At 46.2% G+C, this 20,851-nt stretch carries 5 protein-coding genes and 2 pseudogenes (1 of these 7 only partly in view); 1 reads left to right on the plus strand and 6 read right to left on the minus strand.

Translation table 11 applies throughout. The features are described 5' to 3' along the window. From BN1546_RS25060 to BN1546_RS25090, 5 genes and pseudogenes are all read right to left on the minus strand, one after another. Positions 1 to 13,918 (minus strand): annotated as a pseudogene (locus BN1546_RS25060) (amino acid adenylation domain-containing protein) (it extends 16,118 nt beyond the left edge of the window). Between the two features lie 1,850 nt (positions 13,919 to 15,768). Next, positions 15,769 to 16,764, minus strand: coding sequence for a hypothetical protein (locus BN1546_RS25070; protein WP_255305612.1), 996 nt, complete (start codon positions 16,762 to 16,764; stop codon positions 15,769 to 15,771). A 530-nt stretch (positions 16,765 to 17,294) separates the two neighbouring features. Continuing rightward, positions 17,295 to 18,044 (minus strand): annotated as a pseudogene (locus BN1546_RS25075) (MFS transporter). A 104-nt stretch (positions 18,045 to 18,148) separates the two neighbouring features. Beyond that, positions 18,149 to 18,595, minus strand: coding sequence for an OsmC family protein (locus BN1546_RS25085; RefSeq protein ID WP_040101327.1), 447 nt, complete (start codon positions 18,593 to 18,595; stop codon positions 18,149 to 18,151). 186 nt (positions 18,596 to 18,781) lie between these two features. Then, on the minus strand, positions 18,782 to 19,069 hold the full coding sequence (locus tag BN1546_RS25090; RefSeq protein WP_013371204.1) for a hypothetical protein: 288 nt from the start codon (positions 19,067 to 19,069) through the stop codon (positions 18,782 to 18,784). A 242-nt stretch (positions 19,070 to 19,311) separates the two neighbouring features. Between BN1546_RS25090 and BN1546_RS25095 the strand changes: the two genes are divergently transcribed. Next, positions 19,312 to 19,980, plus strand: a complete 669-nt coding sequence (locus BN1546_RS25095) for an ArsR/SmtB family transcription factor (RefSeq protein ID WP_040101328.1) — start codon at positions 19,312 to 19,314, stop codon at positions 19,978 to 19,980. Positions 19,981 to 20,173: 193 nt separating this feature from the next. Here the strand turns inward: BN1546_RS25095 and BN1546_RS25100 are convergent, their stop codons facing one another. Continuing rightward, positions 20,174 to 20,749 (minus strand): TetR/AcrR family transcriptional regulator, encoded by a 576-nt coding sequence (locus tag BN1546_RS25100; RefSeq protein WP_013371201.1) that lies wholly within the window; start codon positions 20,747 to 20,749, stop codon positions 20,174 to 20,176. Positions 20,750 to 20,851: the final 102 nt, after the last annotated feature.

Here is a 20,851-nt window from a genome sequence, read left to right on the forward strand (position 1 = left end):
CTGTTTTGCAAGTCCTGATCAAACTGTCCGAGATAGTTAAAGCTTACTTGTGGCTCGGCAAAAGCTTGATGTTGACCAACGGCTTGACCAGATTCATTCAAATATCTCCAAATTCCATAGCCAATTCCTTTATTAGGAATATGACGCAGACTCTCTTTGACCTGTTTGATGCATTCCGACAAAGCGTGATCACGGCCGATGTCAAGCCATACCGGATATTGACTCGTAAACCAGCCTACTGTACGAGAAAGGTCCGTATCCGGCAAAATGTTCTCACGTCCGTGTCCCTCTAAATGAATCAGACTGCGTTCATGACCCGTCCACGTGTACAGCGTCATGCCCAATGCGGTCAGCAGCAGATCGTTCACTTCCGTGTTATACGCGCGATGTGCTTGCTTCAATAGTTTTTCTGTCTCTTCCTCCGTAAGCTGGAAGACCACTGTATCCGTGTCAGCTAGGGTAAACGGTTCAGCCTGCCCTTGATCCTCAGGCAAACGTACTTGGTCTAACAAAGCGGCTGCATTCCATTCTTCCCAGTAGGCGTGTTCACTTTCCATGGCTGCGCTATTCGCATAGGTGGAAAGTTTTTGTGACCAGGAACGGAATGATTCCGTTTTGTCTGGTAACTGGAGCGCCTCTTCACGGATGGCCTGTTCATAAGCTACAGCCAAATCCTCGAACAAAATACGCCATGATACCCCGTCCATGACCAAATGGTGAATCGCCATCAGGAGATGATCCCCGTCTGCACAGTGGAACAAGCCAGCCTTTAACAGCGGCCCTTCTTGCAGTTGAATACTGCTTTGAATTTCACTGGCTTTCGTCTCAATTGCCGTGCTGAGCATGACTTCATCCGTCAAATTGCTAAAGTCCAGCACATCCAGGTGGTACAGCTCGCCTTCCTGTATTCCGCGGTTCCATGCTTGGTAGCCTTGCTCGGTCTTGCTGAACACCATCCGCAGTGCATCATGGTGCGCTGCTAGTTTGCCAAGCGCCTGACGCAGAGCAGACTCATCAAAACCCTGCTCCCGGTGCAGCATAACCGCCTGATTAAAGTGATGCGCGTCTACTTGCTCCTGTGCAAAGAACCCGTGCTGGATCGGAAGCAATGCCGTTTGCCCGCTCACTTCTCCTTGATCTACCATGCGGCTTACCTCATGCATATGCAGTGCAAGTGTTGCGACGATGGGATAGCGGAACAAATCCTTCATGTCCAGCTTGTAGCCTGCCTGGAATGCACGCGACACGATTTGAATCGCCTTGATGGAATCGCCGCCCAGGTCAAAGAAATTGTCCAAAGTACCTACAGTTGGCACGCCCAGGACGGACTGCCAGATCGCTACGAGTGCTCGTTCCGTTACAGTGCGTGGCACTGCATAATCCGCACCGCTGTGCAGACTGCCTTCCGGTGCAGGCAGTGCCTTGCGGTCGATTTTACCGTTCGGTGTCAGCGGCATCTGCTCCAACCAGATGAAATACGACGGCACCATATAGCTTGGCAGCTCTTGTCCCAGCTCCTGCCTCAGCTCATTAGCTCCAAGCTCTTGACTCGCCACGTAGTACGCCACTAGCTGGGTTTGACCCGTTTCGTCCGTGCGGGCCATGATGACCGCTTCTTGTACGGACTCCATCTGCAGCAGCTGCGATTCGATCTCGCCCCGTTCGATCCGGTAGCCTCTGATTTTCACTTGATGGTCCATCCGACCCAAATATTCAATGTTGCCATCCGGCATCCATCTTGCCAAATCGCCTGTACGATACATCCGCTCATGGTCTGCCTTGTCACCAGCAAACGGATTATTTACAAATTTCTCGGCCGTCAGTTCTTCACGTTTCCAATACCCACGGGCCAATCCTTCCCCGGCAATACATAACTCACCCGGCACACCGACTGGCTGCAACTCCCCATTCGCATTCATGATAAATATTTGGGTATTCGCGATAGGGCGTCCAATGTTAATTTGTTGAGCATGGGTCAGTTCCTGCACAGTCGACCAAACTGTCGTTTCTGTAGGTCCGTACATATTGTAAATACGGGGACCGTTTATTTCTTGCAGTGCTGCGAGCAGCTTGGACGGAAGGGCTTCGCCCCCGACCATAATTGCCTTCACGCCTTGCAGCGCGCGGGAGCCTGCTTCATGACCCAGCAGCATTTGCACCCGGGATGGTGTCATTTGCAACATCTCAATATGATGATGAGCAATCAATTCACCTAGTGCCTGAGGATTCACCTGATGCTGGCTGTCGCCAAGCACGACCGTCATTCCACCCAGCAGAGGCAAGATGGTTTCCAAGACAAAAATATCGAATGAAATGGTCGTCAGTGACAAAATGGTTTGGCTGGCTTCAAAGTCAATGACTTCGCGCATCCCTGTAATAAAATTGAGGACCGAGCGATGCTGGAGCATAACTCCTTTCGGATTTCCAGTCGAACCAGACGTATAGATGACGTATGCCAAATGCTCTGGCTGAGCAACTGTCTCCAGGTTGCCGTTCTCTCCCTGATACAATTCTTTATCTTCAAGAAATATTGCATTGGCGTGGCAATGATGCTCTTCCAACAGATCACGACTGGTCAGAAGCACTGTGGCCTCGCTATCTTCCAGCATGTATGCAATACGAGAGGACGGAAATTCGGGATCAATTGGCACATAAGCACCACCTGCTTTTAGAACGGCCAGCAGACCTACGATCATTTCCACTGAGCGATGCACCATCAGGCCGACCAGTTTGTCAGGTCCTACTCCCTGTGCTTGAAGTATGCGTGCCAATGAGTTGGCCCGTTCATTCAGTTCCCGATAAGTCAGACTCTGATGTCCAAACACCAATGCCACCTGGTCTGGCGTATATTCTACCTGCTCCTCGAACAGCTGATGGATCGTCTGTTTGCATGGGAATGCACAAGCGGTGTCATTAAATGCCGCTGTAATCTGTTGTTTTTCCGCTGCTGTGAGTAGTTCCAGCTCTTCAACCCGAACATGCGGGTTGAGCGAAATTTGCTCCAGCAGACGTGCGAAATGCCCATATAGACGCTCAATACCTGCTTGATCAAAGCTGAGCGTGTTATACATAAAACGAATCTTGATGCCTTCTCCCGGCATAACGACGACGTTCAGATCGTAGTTGGTTTCCTCTGTAGACACCACATTCGAAATTGTGAAGGGCTCCTGTCCTTCACTGCCCAACTGCTCTACCTGTTGCTCCACCGGATAATTTTCAAAAATCATAATATGATTGATTAAATCCTGTTTCTGCTCGGTCAGCGCCTGAATTTCATACAGCGGGAACGCATCGTAGGCATTGGAAGCCAGCGCCTGCTGCTGGGTTCGTTTCATCAGCTCGACAAAGGTTTCGCCTTGTTCAGACTGCACACGCACTGGAATCGTATTAATGAACAGCCCGATCATGTGCTCTACACCTGGAATATCCCCTGGGCGACCAGACACAACGCTGCCGAACACGACATCCGAACTATTGTTATATTTTTGCAACAAGACGCCCCATACGGTCTGAATCAGCGTATTGATCGTGACCTGATTTTGCTTCGCCACCCGTTCAACCTGGGCAGCCAGCTCTGGCTGGAATTCGCAATCCAGATCTTCAGCGATATATTCCCCGACGTGCATCGATTTAGGCTGTGTTTTTTGCTGAGGAAGCGTAATTTGCTGCTCATAGTCCGCCAAATACCCACTCCAGTATTGCAAGGCTGCCTCACGGTCCTGACGTTCCAGCCATTCAATAAATCGACTGAACGGCGTGACTGGCTCCAGTACTGGCTCCCCTCCCGCACGCAGTGCCAGATAGCTACCGAATACCTCCTGTGTCATAAAGGACAAGCACCAGCCATCCATCAAAATGTGATGGAAGCTCCAGATAAAGTGATACGTTTCATCCCCGGTTTGCAGGATGGAGATACGAATGAGTGCGCCCTCTGCGAGATTGAATCCTTTTGCTTTATCTTCGATGACAAAAGCTTCAACACGAGCTGCTCGTTCCTCTTTTTCCAGTCCGCGCAGGTCTTCATAATATAATTGTCCGCTACGGTTGCGGAAAACGACCTGTACAGGCTCATCCTTCCAGGAGTTGATAAAGTTCGTCCGCAATGCCTCATGACGCTGCACGAGCAGATCAAAGCTTTTACCGAAAGTAACTACATCGAAGCGGCCATTCAACTCAAAGGTGGCCTGCTCAAAATAAGCTGCCGAATCCTCATCCATCAAGCTGTAAAAGAGCATCCCCTTTTGCATCGGCGTCAAGGCATACACATTTTCCAGCTCGCCCAGATCTCGCGTATCTTCCACCAATTGCTCCAGCTCATCCAGCGTTACATGGTTTAACAGGACATCACTTGGGGTTAGCATCGTTCTTTCTTGGGCAACACAGTGATGAATCACCTCACGCAAGCTGGATGCCAGCAGCTCTCCAAGCCGTTCAATTGTTTCATGACGGAACTGCGTTGTGCCGTAGCGAATCGTGAACATCAACTCGCCATCTTCGATCACTCCATTGATATCCAGCGCAAAATCCATAGTCGCGTTCGTGCTGACAGGCACACCGATAGAATAGGCGGAAGGCTGTAGATCATTGCCTTTATAATCCTGATCGAATTGGCCCAAATAGTTAAAACTGATCTCAGGCTGAGCCTGTAACTGTACGCCTGCTTTCTCCAGCGCATTCATATCTGACAGGTATCGTAAAATACCATAGCCGATGCCTTTTTGCGGAATATGACGCAGCCCTTCCTTGATCCTTTTGATCAGACGAGCGGTATGTCCCCCTTGTCCCAAACTTCCATCCAGTACAACCGGGAACTGGCTCGTAAACCAGCCGACCGTGCGCGTAATATCCACATCCGATACAATGGCTTCCCGTCCATGGCCCTCCAGATTGACCAGCACCCGTTCGGAACCAGACCAGTCATAGACTGCTTTTCCGAGCGCAGCCAGCAACAGGTCATTCATTTCCGTGTTGTACGCGCGATGAGCTTGTTTGAGCAGCTGCTCGGTTTCCTGCTTCGTCCAGCGGACCGTCACAACCTCACTGTCTCCAAGCAGAGCATTGTCATTTGCAAAATCCTTCGGCAAAGGCTTCACAAGGCTAGCTTCTGCTTGTTCGATATGCTGCCAGTAAGCAAGCTCCCGCTCCATCGTCGCACTGCTGGCATAGGCTGACAGCTGTTTGGCCCATACCTGGAATGAATCTGTTTTATGCGGCAGTCGGATCGCTGTGCCGGTTTGACCTGCAACAGCCTGCTCATAACCGGATGCCAAATCTTCCAGTAAAATACGCCACGATACACCGTCCACAACCAAATGATGAATGACGATTAGCAAATGGTCGCCCTCAGCGCAGTGAAACAGACCAAGCTTCACAAGTGGACCCTCACTCAAATGAATGCTCGCTTGAATTTCACTCGCCTTGGCTTCAACAGCGGTGGATTCGTCTTCCACTGCGCTGAAATCTACAATGTCCAGCGTGTATAGCTCGCCTTCCGCTACACTGCGGTTCCAAGCGACATAGCCCTGCTCCGTCTCACGGAATACCGTGCGCAATGCGTCATGATGCTGGACCATACGGTCCATCGTACGGCGCAACGCGTCGACGTCAAAGCGCCCAGCTCGATACAGCATCATCGCCTGGTTGCTGTGGTGCAGGTCGGCCGGCTGCTGCTCGAAGAACCATCGCTGAATAGGTGTCAGTTCCACCGGGCCTACTGCCTCTTCCTGACTGGCCATCTTGACATCTGTACGAAGCAAAGGACTGAGTGCTGCTACTGTCGGATTACTAAAGAGGTCTTTCATGTTCAATCGATAGCCTGCTTGCAGCAAGCGAGACGATACTTGCAGTGCTTTGATCGAATCGCCACCCAGCTCAAAGAAGTTATCCTGCGTGCCTACGGCTTCCACGCCCAGTACTCCAGCCCATACCGCAGCCAGTACTTGCTCCACTGTGGTACGCGGGGCTACATAGGCTGCTCCCGTATGGATGCTGCCTTCTGGCTCCGGCAAAGCCTTGCGGTCGATTTTGCCGTTGCTGGTCAGCGGGATGGTCTCCAGTCGCATCAGGCGCGCAGGCACCATGTGCGCTGGCAACCCGGCTTCCAGCGCTGCCTGTACCTCCTCAATCCGCAGCTCGGCTTCTCCCGTGATGTATCCGCACAAATATTTGTTTCCACGCTCGTCCGTCCGGTCGATGACTACGGCTTGACGCACATCTGGCACTCGCTGGATCGCCGTTTCAATCTCGCCCAGCTCGATCCGGTAGCCCCGAATTTTGACCTGATAGTCCATCCGGCCAATAAAGTCCACATTGCCGTCCGGCATCCACCGCGCCAAATCGCCGGTACGATACAGCCGTTCACCCGGTACGTACGGGTTCGCTACGAATTTCTCAGCGGTCAGATCCGCACGGTTCAGGTACCCCGTGCCACGCCAGCACCGCCAATGCACAGCTCACCCAGTACACCGATCGGCACCGGATTCAGCTGGCTGTCCACGATGTAGAAGCGTGCGTTCAGCCATGCCTGGCCAATCGGCACATGGCCACTGCTTGGCAACTTCGACAGCTCTTCGTCATAGAAGCTGGAGTCAATCGCCGCTTCCGTGACGCCGTAGCTGTTCATGATGCGGATATCTGCGCCAAACCGTTCTTGCAGCACCCGGTAATCCGTCACGCTGCAACTATCCGAGCTGGTGATCAGCAGTTCCATGCTGCTCATGTCCAGCCCCTGTTCATGCACATGCTGCATAAACGGTACGATCAAGGCCGGAGTCGATTCGAACACCGTGATTTGGTAATCGCGAATCCATCCGTACAGACGGCTTGGATCAATGCGGTCATCTTTCGGACAAATGACCATCGTGCCCCCGTTATAGAGCGTCCGCGCAATATCGCCAACGAACACGTCGAAGGAGAAGCTGGCCAGTTGCAGCAGTCGCACCGAGAACTGGTTCAGACGGTAATCTCGGCGATACGCCGCAGCTGTATTCACCAAGCTGCGATGCTCGATCATGACGCCCTTCGGACGTCCGGTTGTCCCAGACGTGTATATCACATATGCCAAATCGTGCGGTTCATTGATCGGTTCGATATCCGTGACATCCCCGGTGTACAGCGACTCATCGTCCAATGCCAATACAGTACGCAGACGCAGTCCTGTTGCCGATTCGGATGCTTCTTCGTTGTCAGACTTCGAATCTAATTTCAAGCTTACGCCTTCACTCAGGCTGTCTCTTTCCATCGTTTCAGCGCCAGCTGCTGTTTCCAGTTCGCCCTCCGTCTGCTCTCCATCCAAGTTGAGCCATGCTTGTGCACGCTCTTGCAAACCAGTTTGCGTTAGCAGCACCGTCGCACCACTGTCCTCCAGCATAAAGCGAATCCGATCGGACGGATAATCCGCATCCAGCGGTACATATGCGCCTCCGGCTTTCCACACCGCCAGTACGCCGACCAGCATGTCCACCGAGCGTTCACTCAAAATACCGACAATGGACTCGCGTCCAATGCCCTCATTCCGCAATCTGCGAGCAAGCTGGTTTCCACGCTCGTTCAGCTCGCGGTACGTAAACTGCCGTTCCTCGTATACAACGGCCACGTGATCCGGCACAAGCTGTGCCTGTTGTTTCACATAGGCGTGGAACAACAAATTAGATTCTTTTTCATCAGTCCACGCAGCGACGCCTACTGATCCAAAACCATCGATGATTTTTGCTTTTTCCGCAGCAGTCACCAATTGAAGCTCATCCACCCGTGCATCTGGCCTGTGAATCGCTTCTTCAATCATATGCAGCAAATGCTCACGGATTTGCTCTACAGCTGCACGTTCCAACACCTTCGCGTTGTACTCCAAATGGAAATGAATTTCATCACCCGGCACAACCGTAATGTTGAAATCATAGTTCGTTTGCTCTGACATGGAAGCATTGGCAATCGTAAAGCCATTCGCGCCACGGCTACCCATCTGCTCCATGCGCTGTTCCACCGGGTAGTTTTCAAACACCATAATATGGTTTACCAAGTCCTGTTTCTGCTCGGTCAGGGCCTGAATGTCATACAACGGATAGGTTTCATAGGCACGGGAAGCCAGTGCCTGCTCCTGGATCTGCTTCATCAGCCCAGCAAATGTCATATCTTTCTCACTGTGAATCCGTACAGGAACCGTATTAATGAACAACCCAATCATTTTGTCTATGCCCGGAATATCGGCTGATCTACCAGATACGACACTGCCAAATACCACATCCCGGCTGTTGTTATACCGCTGCAGCACAACGCCCCACGCTGCTTGCAGAAGTGTGTTGACCGTCACTTGCTTCTGCTTAACCAGCTTGTTCATCCGCTCCGTCACTTCACGGCCCAGTGTAAACGAAAGCTTGTCCGCTTCATATGCTTTAGCGTGACCGTCCAGCTGTTTGACCTGCGGCAATACCGTCTGCTGCTCAAAGCCCGCAAAATAATCACGCCAGAACCGTTCAGCCTCCGTCTTGTCCTGCCGATCCAGCCATTCAATATATTCGCTGTATGGTGTTACCGGGGCAAGCTCCGGCTTGCGGTCTTCGAGGATGGCAAAGTACGTATTAAATGCTTCCCCTACAACCAGGAACAAGCACCAGCCGTCCATCAAAATATGATGGAAGCTCCACACAAAACGGTACGACTCCTCGCCTGTACGTAAAATAGACACCCGCATCAGCTCGCCTGAGCTGAAATGAAAGCCTTCGGCTTTGTCGCGCTCAGCAAAATCAGCAATGTATGCGTCCTGCTCTTCTTGTCCCATCAAGCGTATATCTTCAAAACGGAACCCCGCATGTTTGTGTCGATACACCACCTGTAAGGGCTGTTCATTCCAGCCGCTATAAAAATTCGTTCTGAATATTTGATGGCGATCCACCAGTTGATTGAGGCTTTCGGCAAAAGTCTCCACTTGAAAGCTGCCTTGTAGATCAAATGTCGCCTGCTCAAAATATGCCCCGGATTGCGGCTCCATTAAGCCGTGGAACAGAATGCCTTTTTGCATGGGTGTTAACGAATAAATGTTTTCCAGTTCCCCCGCAGCAGCCGTCTGCTCTACAATATGATCCAGCTCTACAGTCGTCAGTCCTCGGAAGGACAAGTCGCTTGGGGTCAGCTCCGGCAACTCTTTGGCCACACAGTGAGCCAATACCTCACGTAAACTCTCCTGAAGTAAATCAGCCAGCTTTTTGATTGATTTTTTCATGAACATTTTGTTGCTGTAGCTGATCGTCAGTTCCAGTGCACCGTCCGTGATCATGCCGTTAATATCCAGCGCATACCGCTTGGTCAACGTGTCACTCATGGAAGCTCCGATGGAATAAGGAGACATGCGGAAAGCATTATTTTTCAAATCCTGATCAAATTGTCCAAGATAGTTAAAGCTGATTTCCGGCTCGGCAACAAAAGTTGCTTTCCCTTCTCCGTCAGCAAGATATCTCAAAATCCCGTATCCAATCCCTTTATGCGGCAAACGGCGCAGCCCTTCCTTGACGTTCTTAACACGCTGTCCCACATTCCGGTCCTCGCCCATATCCAGTACAACTGGGAATTGGCTAATAAACCAACCGACCGTGCGCGTAATATCCATATCCGGCAAAATGGCTTCCCGTCCGTGACCCTCCAAGTTTACAAGCACCTGACGGATGCCTGCCCACTCCTGAATGGCGATGCCCAGAGCTGTCAGCAGTAGGTCGTTTGCTTCTGTATTGTAGGCCCGATGAGCTTGTTTCAAGAATTGTTCCGTTTCTTCGACCGTCCACGCTACGGTCAGTGTTCGATCATCCTGAAGCTGTCGCTTGGCCTGAGATTTATGAGTGTAATCCATAGGCAAGGATGCCAGACTCTTCCCTGCTTCCTCCACCTGCTCCCAATACGCACGTTCCTTCTCCAACGCGGCGCTGTTCGCATAAGCTGACAGCTGATCAGCCCAAAGGCGGAAAGAATCCGTCTTATTCGGCAAGCGGACAGACTCGCCCCGTAAAGCCTGCTCATAGCCGGATGCCAGATCCTCCAGCAAAATACGCCATGATACGCTGTCGACCACCAAATGGTGGATTGTCACCAACAAATGGTCTCCATCAGTACAACGGAACAGAGTGAGCTTTACCAGCGGTCCTTCAGACAAGTTTATGTTGTTTTGAATTTCAGTTGCTTTCGTTTCAATCTTCGTGCTCAGGGTGACTTCATCCGTCAAATCCCTAAAGTCCAGCACGTCCAGATGATACAGCTCGCCTTCCTGTATTCCGCGATTCCACGCTTGGTAGCCTTGCTCGGTCTTCCTGAACACCATCCGCAGTGCATCGTGGTGCTCCGTCAACTGGATTAACGCTTGATGCAAAGCAGCTTCGTCAAAGCCCTGCTCCCGGTGCAGCATAACCGCCTGATTAAAATGATGCGCGTCCACTTGCTCCTGTTCAAAGAACCAATGATGGATCGGAAGCAATGCCGTTTCCCCGCTCACTTCTCCCTGATCTGCCATACGACTTGTCATAAGTGGTGCCAATGCTGCGATGGTTGGACACCGAAGCAGATCCTTCATATCCAGCTTGTAGCCTGCCTGGAACGCACGGGATACGATTTGAATCGCCTTGATCGAATCGCCGCCCAGGTCAAAGAAATTGTCCAAAATACCGACGGTTGGCACGCCCAGGACGGACTGCCAGATCCTTACGAGTGCCTGTTCCGGCGCAGTATGGGGCGCTTCATAATCCGCTCCGCTTTGCTGACTGCCTTCCGGTGCTGGCAGGGACTTGCGGTCGATTTTACCGTTCGGTGTCAACGGCATTTGCTCCAACTGAATGAAATACGACGGCACCATATAGCTTGGTAGCTCCCGCCCCAGCTCACTTCTCAGTTTACTGGCTTCCATTGCTTGACTGGCCACATAGTATGCCACCATTTGTTTTTGGCCCGTTGTTTCGTCCACACGAGCCACGACGGCCGCTTCTCGTACCGACTCCACCTGCAATAGCTGCGATTCGATCTCGCCCAGTTCGATCCGGTAGCCCCGGATTTTCACCTGGTGATCCATCCGTCCCAAATATTCAATGTTGCCGTCCAGTGTCCATCTCGCCAAATCGCCTGTACGGTACATCCGTTCATAACCTGCTTTATCTCCGGCAAACGGATTATTTACAAATTTCTCTGCCGTCAGATCTTCCAGATTCCAATACCCACGGGCCAAGCCTTCCCCTGCTATACATAACTCGCCCGGCACACCGACTGGCTGCAATTCCCCACTCGCATTGATGATATATATTTGGGTATTCGCGATGGGACGTCCTATATTAATTTCTTGAGCATGAGTAAGTTCCTGTACGGTCGACCAAACCGTCGTTTCTGTAGGTCCATACATGTTATAAATACGGGGGCCATTTATTTCTTGCAGTGCTGCGAGCAGCTTGGAAGGAAGGGCTTCACCTCCCACCATGATTTCCTTTACGCCCCGCAGCGCGCGGGAACCAGCTTCATGATCCAGCAGCATCTGCAGCCGGGATGGTGTCATTTGCAACATCTCAATAGAATGATGGGTAATCAACTCACCAAGCGCCTGAGGATCCACTTGATGCTGGTGATCGCCAAGCACAACCGTCATTCCAGCCAATAGCGGTAAGATAGTTTCCAAGACGAAAATATCGAATGAAATGGTCGTGAGTGACAAAATGGTTTTACCAGCTTCAAAGTCAATGATTTCACGCATCCCGGTAATAAAGTTGAGTACCGAACGATGCTGGAGCATAACTCCTTTCGGATTACCAGTCGATCCAGAGGTATAGATGACGTAAGCCAACTGCTCTGGGTGAGAAATCACCTCCAGGTTGCTGCTGTCTCCCTGATACAATTCTGCATCCTCAAGAAACATGGTATTGGCCTGACAATGGTGCTCTTCTGCCAAATCACGACTGGTCAGAAGCACTGCAGCCTTGCTGTCTTCCAGCATGTATTCAATACGAGATGACGGAAATTCGGGATCAATCGGCACATAAGCACCGCCTGCTTTTAGAACAGCCAGCAAGCCTACGATCATTTCCACTGAGCGCTGCATCATCAGGCCGACCAGCTTGTCAGGTCCTACTCCCTGTGCTTGAAGCATTCGGGCCAATGAATTCGACCGTTCATTCAGTTCCCGATAAGTCAGACTCTGACTTCCAAACATAACCGCTGTCTGATCTGGTGTACATTCTGCCTGTTTCTCGAATAGCTCATGAATCCCCACATCGTCTGGAAAGGGAACTGTGGTCGCATTAAATACATTCATAATTTGTGCCCGCTCTTTGTCACTCATCAGTGACAACTCCTGAATCCGCTGCTGTGGCCCTTTCACCATATGCTCTACCACACTCAAAAATTGGTGAATCATTCGGGCGATTTCCTGCTCGCTGAACAGCTCGGTCCGATAATCCAGTTGCAATACAAGTTTATCGTCATCCAGCATGTCAATCATGGCAATATCAAAGTCACTCACCGTATCTCCGCAGAAATCGGTATGCACCTGCTGAACAGCTTCATCAAAACGAGAGAAGCTCAGCGTACGGTACTGAATGGTAACGCCAAACAGGCGGCCAATATCCGTGCCGCTTTGTTGTTCACGCAAATCCTGTATGATTTTGTTATACGGATAACGCTGATGCCGCAAAATGGACGACTGCTCCTTGCCAACACCCTGTAGGAAAGTAAGCAGCTCGGATTCCGGCTCAACTTGCAAACGTGTAGCCACAGTGCTGACGAACATGCCCATTGTATTTTTTTCCTTCTTCAACGTACGGTTAGCATACAATGTACCAACCGTTAAATCTTGTTCACCTGTCGTTTTATGTAAATAAATATACAGAGCAGCCAGAAAAAATGTAAAAATACTGATGTTATGCGCCTCGCAAAAAGCCGTGACACCACGATATAATTCGTGCTCCAGTGTATAGGTCTCCCGGCGTGCAGCCGTGCTTACTGTGAGCGGATTGTACGATTTTAAACCTGTAACCTCCGGCAAATTGGCAAATTTCTCCGTCCAGTACATCTTATCCTTTTGATAGCGTTCTGATTGCTCATAGCTTTGCTCTGTCTGAATAAAATCAAGATATGAGTTCGCTGGGACCGGCGCATCTGAACCTGTACCATGCACAATATTCATATAATTTCCCGTAATTTCATTAATGGCCTGCTCCATGGTAACGCCGTCAGAAATAATATGATGCATCTTGAAACTAAACCAGGTATCTTCTGCCCCCAGCTGCAAAATAACAAACCGATACAGCTGCGAATCCAGTAAGGGGAACGGCTGTGCGTTATGATGACTCACCCATAGCTCAGCTTCCTCCTGGGTTACCTGAAGGGTTTCTATGCTTTGAGTAGCAAACGGCTCAACATATTGATAGGGAATGCCGTCCCAAACCGTGATTTTGATACGAAAAGAATCATTTCGTGCAATAACCCGGTTCATTGCCTGCTGCAATGCATCTATGCGAACCGTTCCCTTGATTTTAACAGTAGTAATAATCGTAGACGTGTTGCGATTGGGATACACAAGCTCCGTGTACCAAATACGTTGCTGTGGCTGGCTTAATGCAAACAATTGAACATCGTGCTGAGTCATACGTACCTCTCCTCGCAAAATAGATATGTGTAAAAGTAACTCTGCTAAAATGACCGCCCTTGGCAAGAAACGGTCATGCGATCCTTTTTTCCGGCATTGAATTACCAATGGAAGTCGGCAAAAGCGACCACTCCTGATATACCATTGAGATCTGAGTTCGCATACTCCTTCAGCCCCCCGGAGCTTCGAAGAGCTGATTTTAATCGAAATAAGCACATCTTCTTTTTCATCGCTCACACTTTCGCAGTGCAAGCTTTTTTTAGTTGGGCGGTCATGGTGAAAAAACTCTGACTCTGGATGTATGAATATGTGCATGGAATGGGAACATTTTCGAATTATGCTGTGAGTGCAATCTTGGTGGTGGGTTGTAGAATGGTTGCCGCAATGTTAACAACGTAGTGTGTCGTGATGTGTGCTGTCTGAATCTTGGCTTGAGGGTATCGATGCTACGAGACGCATGAACTGCTGCAGCGTGATTAGGAGCGTAATTCTAGGCTGAAAGGAGCTAAAAATACTCACGACTGCGCTTATGACTTCCTGATTTTGTACATGGATGAATTACAGTACTTCTTCCGGTGTTCTCTGCATCAAACGAAGCTCTTTGGTGAAAGATTAATCTGAATAAAATTGGAGTTGTCTTTGGAATATGGAAGACGTGGGACGGATTTACCGGAAATTTTTTAAAAACCAAACAAGAGACGACCGAGTTGCCATACAAATTTCTCACATCCTCTTTCCGTCCACAATATAACAATAAATCCTTATATATCTTCTTTTCTCCCAATACTTTCTAGCTATTTTAAATATACAAACTTTAAAACCGATTAACATGGGACATAAGTTCTAATTTGATAGATTTCATAAAATTAATAAACAGCCCATATTATTCTATTATTTTTATATCTTTAAATGCAAGAATTCCACTTTTTTATTAAATTGAATACTAACTACGACAAGTTAATATGATTTAGAACAAAATTTTTGATTTTATAATCGATAAAATAAAAATGCTGTGTGCTTGCATGAAGCCCAAAACCCTTGTACCAAAACACATTTTACGTTACATATCATTAACACAAATATAACAAGCCGATCCTGACACCATCCGACAAATTTCAACTTTTTCAGCAATATTCTTTAACTACCTAAATCATGGGATTTATTTGCTCAAGCTGAATTAATTCGAAATTAATAACTCTTCACTTTTTAAATAGATAGTGATTTTTTTAGATCTTTTGAACTAATTACCGAGCAAAATTTTCTTTAAATTTTCTCTCAGAATTTCGATTTAGGTTAAATATTCTCTCATTTGAGCTATAAACTTTACTTTTTTATTAATAGAAACGTTTGGATTTTTCATTAAAAGTTTAGATTTTCAGAAAATTTATAACTTTTGGACCATTTCTTTTGTGAAACTTATTGACCCAAAAACATAAAATAGCAAGTCTCCATGTGGCAAGAAACTTGCTATTTTTTTAAGTTTTGACGAGTTAATCCTTTAATAATGAAGTGAAGATTGACACAGCAAAAGTACTGAACATATTTGTCGTTGTGATGATTACTTTATACAAATCGAATCGTTTTTGTGATGAGCGCATCACGACCGAGTAAACCTTCTGCGCTGTGATCAGAAGGGATAAAACCTGCATACGCGTGATTTTGTGGAAATCAACTATATGTATACAGGCAGCTGTACCCAGTATATTAATAATGAAAAATCGAACTAAAAAAAGACCACATTATCATAATGGATAAGGATGTGGTCCAAAAGATTGACTATATTGGTGAAGAAGACATTTTGATAAAGATTTTAGTGCATGATAAATTTTAGAAAGTTACATCTACATCCAAATGTCCTTTTTTTCTTAAAGTTAAGTGCACAGATTTTCATAAAAAAGCAGTCTTGTTCACAACCCCCGAAGCCCTTATATTGATCAGAACAATCGCTATATGGGATTAGCAAATAAATTATATACCCTCTCTGGGAAGGAATTAATGGAGACACCCATGATGAGGAATATGGAAGATTTGGATCCATTGGGTATTGAAGATTTAAGTAGTTCGTTTATTCTATTTTCCTAGCAATACTGACCAGTTAGGGTCTTTGTATCGTTTATCCACTACTTCCCTTACCAGGGTAAGCTCCTCTGGAATCTGACCTAGCTTCATAATCTGGAATTCGTAAGGCTGCTTTGCCCTACGCCCCCCATACTGATATATCCCTCTCTCCAATGATCAGTCAGTTTATTTTCAAACGATGATCCCCCCACCGCACTTACGTCATACTGCTTACCTGCTGAATCAAATGCTCTCCACTCCTCATGCATTATTTCATTATTCATTTTCCCGTAGAATGAGATGACAGTTTCATATGCGCCTTTGTTAACTTGCGATTTCTCAAGTGAAGCCCTAACCAACTCCAGTCTATCATTCATTATTTTAAAAGTTTTGGGCTTAGTCAGCTCCGATGGTCTAAAGGACATCTTGTTTCCGTCCATTTCTGCAACCGAGTATGCATCCAGAACAAAGCGGTATGGTTTATCCTCAGGCAGGTACTTGAAGGTATAACTCCAATGCATTTTTCCGTTTCCAATAACTCTATGATCAGATGTCATTAAGCTGTCCCTGTAATTCTTTTTTCTTGGATTCACCGAGTGAATCTCTTGCCCATCTGTTGTCTCGAAATGAAAGCTTAACATCTGCTTTCTCCATAAATCACCGGGGGATCTTGCCATTGCCACATCATCAAGTTCGGTCTCCAGTTCGAAACGTACTCCTTGTACCATTCTCGTTAGTCTTTTTAATGTAATCGCCATTCCGTGCGGCGTTGTGTAACTACCTGCCAACTCCTCTATATTGTTCTGCTTGTTTGCCTCTTTCATATCAATATCAAAGCTAAAGTTCCAATTTCCTTTTATTAAGGTTTCGCTCCTTTGTCCAAGCGATCCAATACTCCCTTCTATCGTGATCTTATCTATTTTCAGCGGCTCACTAAAGAAATCAACCATATAATAAAAATCACTCGTGTACCCCATGTCGTACATGCTGCCCACTACGTTTCCTTTATCATCTTTGATCGTAATTTTATTCGCTTCGCCAATGGCCAGTTTGTGGCGATCATGCTTCCCATTTTCATCAAAAAGTTGAAGTGCAATTGTCACTCAGGTAGGATCAGCAACAGCTTCATTAATCACCAGCGTGTAACTATACTTGGTTGAATTATCAACTAGAGAAGTATGGATAAATGTATCTATTTAAGTGTATACAGCCCGAAAATTTTTTTATTTTATATGGACTAATATATGAAACTACCGTAGTGGAATGAATCTCATATGTGATTTCGTAGAAGAAGATGGTGTTGGGGTTGTGTTACGGCTTTTTCATTCAAATATTTCACAGTAAGAATGCAAGCATCTCTATAACGAATAGCCGCCAGTGCAAACCAAGTAGTTTGATTAGCGAGGTAAGTATGATATCGGCTATGCCAGCAATAAATCTACACAAAATTGAAAGCCCAATATCCTTCCTCTTCCAAATCATCGTGTTTGATAAAATATCCAGCTCGTTCGTACTCCCGTGGTGCTAAGAAACCGTTCTTCTAGTTCGTAGCGAGCCACACTATGAACTAGAAGAACGGTTTTTTGTTGATTGTATTACCTGAATATTATGTGAAAGATTGCTTGTTACGAAATCAAACCACAACAGGAATAAGGAACAGTGACAAAACTGATCCAATTAAAGACAGTATATGATAACTGGAGTGTGCCACAACCATACCAGATAGTGCTCCTCCAGATGCTCTTGATAATGCAATCAGTACATCCACTGTTCCTTGAGTTTTTGCACGAACATTGGATGGAGGTGCCTCAACAATCGCCGCAGTCCCACTAATCAAACCAAAGTTCCAACCTAATCCCAGAAGAGCCAGCGCAAGAGTAAGTAAACCCATCGAATCACCAGGTACGAAGGCAGCCAACAAACCAGACAACATCAAGGTAAAGACAGAAGCATAAGCCATAAAAATGTATCCAAAATTATCAACGAGTACTCCTGTGATTACAGACGGTAAATACATAGAAGCCACGCGGATTCCAATAACAAGGCCGATTTTACTTAAATCATGACCATGATGTTGCATATGAACGGGAGCCATTGTCATGATCGCAATCATAACAATTTGTGTTAGCACCATAACTGAGGCACCGATCATAATTCCTTTTTTTTGAATCCTACCATGAGCGCTGCACCAGCAGAACCTAATGTAAAAAGGCCTGTGGGAACTCCCGAGAAACTGTCAATCCCTAGCATATCTTGTGCAAGTAACGACCTACGGGATGCCTGCAGCTAGGCCAGCTCCACCGCAAATTTGTGAAGCAACTACAACTTTCATTGTTCTGGCATGCAACTGAAGTTGCTTCAGCGGTGATTCCATATACTCCATAATTGAAGGTGGAATTTGTACAGATGTTTGCTTGTTTTCTGGAATCGTTTCTACCATTATTTTCTCCTAAATTACGAAAAGCCACTTTGTATACAGTTGAAACCCTATTCAGCTTCGAAGGAAACATGACCTTCAATTGTTATTTGAACATCTGCTTTTACTAGAAGTTGGCCAATTTGGCAATTTTCTTCGGCGTTTCGCATTAGAGTTTCTGCCATGCTAACATCTTGATTGGTTGCCTCTGATTTCTTTAAAACAATATGTGGACGATGAGTAATGCTCAATTGACCATTTGGAGCAGTGTTTCCTTCTGTATCCATGGATAATCCTGATACGGGAATACGATTTTGTTCCAACATATATGTCAAAGTCATTAGATAACAGGCTGCTGCAGAAGACATAAGAAGCTTTTTAGGTTCAACACCTTCCCCACTTCCTCCTTTTGAGACTGGGATAGCAATTTGAGTTTGGAAGTTTTCGCTTTTAATGATGCCATTACCTTTTGCATTTCCGTACCAAACTGTATTCAAACTAAGTTTTTGATTTGCCATATTGATGTTCTCCTTTAAGTTTATATATGCTACTCCTCAACATAGTAAACTGATCACTTGATCTGAACAGTTTTAATCTGATGATTGATTAAAATAAACCGACATAGCGAGACTGCAATGTCGGTTTACAATTTTTAAGTATTAGCTTTTATTTCTTCAAAAGAGTTAGTTCGCACAACTGGGTTTCTAGAATGTACTATAAATGCGGATTTCCGGTTCAGCTTGAAGCAAGTCTTTGAGTCCAACGACAACGTCATTCGTGAAAAGATCACTTTCTAGGTAGGCCTTAGCATCTGCCTCGCTAGTAAAGCCATGCAGAACCTGAACATCCTCGTCACGCACTAACAATTCTTTAGACACAGCACCAGAGATGCCTGAAAGAAAAGGCTCCTTATATGCTGTATAAACCTTTGTAGCCGCCTCGCGTTCCGGTGCATTAATTTTTAGTGTAATTTGAAGATATGCCTTTGCCATGATTTCGAACCTCCATTGATAAATGTATCGATTATTAAATAAACAATTATTCAATCGATCAATTGAATTATATGTCATGCTTATTTCTTTCGTCAAGTAAACATTCCCTACCTAGACTTTGATTACATTTAAGAACATGATACAATTTGAGTATTTAATTGATTCATTTTTGTAATAAATGATTGAGGATAGTTGTAGTCGTATGATAACGCTAAAAAAGCTCAGAATAGAGGTTGACCATCATGAAAGAACCATTGAGTTCAGCAAATGTATTAAAAGAAGATCTGTATAAACAACTTGCAAGAATCGGAAAATGCCTTTCGAGTGACAAGCGACTGGAGATTTTAAATGTATTGTCCCAAAGTCCAAAAACTGTAGAGAAATTGGCGGCATGTACAGGTATGAATATGGCCAATGTATCACGTCATCTTCAAATTTTACTTGATGCAAAACTTGTTAAATTCGCTAAAAGAGGGACTTATGCCATTTACTCACTAGCAGATCCGGAGATTATTGATTTCATGGCATCCCTTTGGCGCATAAGCGAAAAACAACTTCCTGATATCGCAAAATTGAAAGAGGATTTTCTGAACAACCTTGACGGCATTCAAACCTTGACTATGGATGAGGTTATGGAGAAAGTGAATAACGATTCCATACTATTGGTGGATCTACGTTCTAAAGAAGACTTTGAAATGGGTCATATATCCGGAGCAATTTCAATGCCAATGACCGAGCTTGATACATTGATGCAAGAACTCCCCAAAGATGCAGAAGTCATCGCTTACTGTCAGGGACCACTTTGTGTATACTCCGCACTGGCAGTTCAAAAATTGCAACAAGAAGGTTATAAAGCGTACCGCATGGATGAAGGGATCAATGAATGGCAAGGACATTTTCTGACCCACTAATCCTGCTTCCTATGTTTTAACTATAGATCTCCAAGCCATCACTTGGCTTGAGATCTTTTTTTATGAGCAAAATAGATGGAACGGTTTTGAATACAATACCTTGTCATAAAGATATTCAACATAGCAAAAACCACCTATCCATCTTTTAATGAATAAGTGGTTTTGCAACGGTAGATTCACTTCTTAAACTTTTTTATTGAGTCAAAGTCGCCATGTAGTTTAAGACAAGCGAATCAAAATATCCTTTTTCACTTGAAGTTCTGGATAACAACTGGGCACCTTGTACAAATGCAATTAGGATCTTCGCTTGTTCCAAAGCAGCGTTAGAAAATGTAAATTCGCCAGCCGATTTGCCTTGATCAAGCACATTCTCAACCCATAGTGTGTTGGCGTCAAAAAATAAGTTTAACTCATCTCGAATTTCAATTGGAAAAGAGTTCAACTCAGCAGCCATCATTGAACATAAACAAAGCTTGGTATTGTTTTCCAAAGGTTCACGATATAACAAAAAAAAAGATTGTATCTTTTGTCGCCAACTCAGAGGTTGATCGTTAATTTGTTGAAGCTTGTCCATGAACTCTCGACGGTATCGATTCAGAACAGCTTGCACTAGATCCTGTTTAGACGGAAAGTGGTAATGTATACTTGCTTTCCGAATGCCTATCGCTTCAGCAATGTCAGCATAGCTAAAGCCATTGTATCCTCGCTCTTGAACCAAGGTGAGGCCTATGTCCATAATTTCTTGTACAGTGTTTTTCTTGATATTCATAAATGAAATCTACCATTCAGTAAGTATACTGTCAAGGTATCCTCCTCCCCTTACAATAAAAGAAAAGGCTACTCACTTTTTGCGATCGGACCTAAGAATTAT

This window comes from Paenibacillus sp. Mc5Re-14 (assembly GCF_001049835.1).
GTDB lineage: Bacteria > Bacillota > Bacilli > Paenibacillales > Paenibacillaceae > Paenibacillus > Paenibacillus polymyxa_C.

Coding starts and splice junctions, on each gene's coding strand:
- BN1546_RS25085 (WP_040101327.1), bottom strand. CDS start 18,595: ATGGCAAATCAAAAACTTAGTTTGAATACAGTTTGGTACGGAAATGCA.
- BN1546_RS25090 (WP_013371204.1), bottom strand. CDS start 19,069: ATGGCAAAGGCATATCTTCAAATTACACTAAAAATTAATGCACCGGAA.
- BN1546_RS25095 (WP_040101328.1), top strand. CDS start 19,312: ATGAAAGAACCATTGAGTTCAGCAAATGTATTAAAAGAAGATCTGTAT.
- BN1546_RS25100 (WP_013371201.1), bottom strand. CDS start 20,749: ATGAATATCAAGAAAAACACTGTACAAGAAATTATGGACATAGGCCTC.